Raw genomic sequence first — 1,845 nt, 5'->3', positions numbered from 1 at the left:
AGCTTGACTCTGTCGGGGATCTTGGAGTTGCCGAGGTCAGGTACCCAGGGTCCGCCAGGACTTCGGCCGGGGGATCTCGCGCTGGTCGAGGTAGTTCTGTAAGGCGGTCGGCCGACGGGGAGGGGGTGCTTCCTCGGTCGGTGGGAGACCGCTGAGACGCTCGATGTTGATGGCGATGGCCGTCAGGACGTGCTGAACGTGGGCTTTGCTCTGTCCTCGGTAACGGCAGCGGCGCATGCCATGGCCGTGGGCGAACTCGTTGACTGTTCCCTCTACTCCGGAGCGGACCGCGTAGCGGGTCTTCCACTCAGGTGTCTGTTGCTCGGCGCGGACGCGGAGTTGCAGGTCGCGGAGTTCTCGCGGGGGAAAGCCGACGGTGCGGTGGCTTTCGCGGGAGGTGGTGCATTGGGCGCGGGCCGGGCAGGGGTGGCACTGGCTCTTGGTGAACCGTGCCACGATCAGCGGGGCCGCAGTGGGTGAGGAGGTCGGGTAGGGGCCGTGCCAGCCCTGGCTGACCTGGCCCTGGGGGCAGGTGACCTGCTGGCGGTCGTAGTCGATGTGGAAGTCGTCGCGGGCGAAGCCCTCGCCTCGACGGTGTTGCCGGGTGGGGTTGCCCCGGAGCGGCCCGGAGACGGTGACCTGGTGGTCATGTGCGGCTTGTGCAAGGTGGGGCAGGGAGGTGTAGCCGCTGTCGACCAGGTGCTCGGCGGGCAGCAGGCCGCGGCGGTGCAGGCGGGTGTGGATGCCGGGCAGGACCTTGCTGTCATGGGTGGTGGAGGCGGTGGTGGCCACGTCCGTGATCACGTTGGGACCATTGGGAGCACACGTCTCCGTCAGGTGAGCGGAGAACCCCTTCCAGCTGATGATGTGCCCGTGACGGGCGTAGCGAGCCGAGATGTCGTAGGGCGAGACGATCGCCCGGGACGAGGGTGGCAGCCCGGGCCCGTCTTCCGACTCGGGGGCGCGCCAGCGCAAGCGGCCTGCGGCATCGCGGTGATAGTTCTGCACCAGGATCTGGCGCAGGGCCTGGACGCGGGGGCCGAACGCGCGGCCTCCCTCGCTCTGGTAGAGGTACTCCAGGAGCCGGACGGCGTCGTTGCCGGTGGCGAGGATCCTGGTCTTGGGCTTGGTGGGGTTCTTCCCCAGGCTGACCGGACGGCCGTAACGGCGCCCCCAATCCTCGTCGACCACCTCGTCCAGTAGGTGCGGGGCGGTGCCAGCGACTTCCTCCAGCGCGGCGCGGACTGCTTCGGTGACCATCTCCAGCCGGGTCAAGTCGCGGACCGCGGCCAGGACGTGGGTGGAGTCGGTGCGTTGTGTGGTGCGCTCGCGTACCAGGCCGGCCTCCTTGAGGCGGGCCAGTGCGAGGTCGAGGAGGCGGTCGGCGCGGTCGCCCTCAGTGAGACGGTCGCGGAAGTCAGCCAGCACGCTGTGGTGGAAGCCGGGGTCGTCCAGCTCCATGGCCATGGCGTACTTGAAGTCGATGCGGCAGCGCACCGCCTCGGCGGCCTGCCGGTCCGACAGACCGAGCACGAACTGCAGCACGCAGACGGTAGCCAGCTGGGCAGGCGAGAGGCCCGGACGCCCGTCACGCGGATACCAGTCCGCGAAGTCCTCGTCACACCACAGCCCGTCCAGGCGGTCTCTCACCCACATCGCCGCCGTACCGCCCGGGTTGCTCGACCTCGCGATCTGCGCGGTCAGAGGCGGGACTTGCTCGCCGGAACGAGGACGGAGCGACAACGGACACCTCGACAACGGCAGGGGCTCTCGGAAACACCCCGAGCATGCCCACCGATCACCCCGGAGCACCGGGAAACTCCAAGATCCCCGACAGAGTCAAGC

At 69.0% G+C, this 1,845-nt stretch carries 1 protein-coding gene; it reads right to left on the bottom strand.

Annotated features, from left to right (window positions below; translation table 11 throughout):
- Positions 1-36: 36 nt before the first annotated feature.
- On the bottom strand, positions 37-1,656 hold the full coding sequence (locus tag ABZ453_RS51155; protein ID WP_359026933.1) for an IS1182 family transposase: 1,620 nt from the start codon (positions 1,654-1,656) through the stop codon (positions 37-39).
- Positions 1,657-1,845 lie beyond the last annotated feature (189 nt).

It is taken from the genome of Streptomyces sp. NPDC005799, from assembly GCF_040630525.1.
Classification (GTDB): domain Bacteria; phylum Actinomycetota; class Actinomycetes; order Streptomycetales; family Streptomycetaceae; genus Streptomyces; species Streptomyces griseorubiginosus_B.
This window is presented reverse-complemented; position numbering and strand designations above follow the sequence as displayed.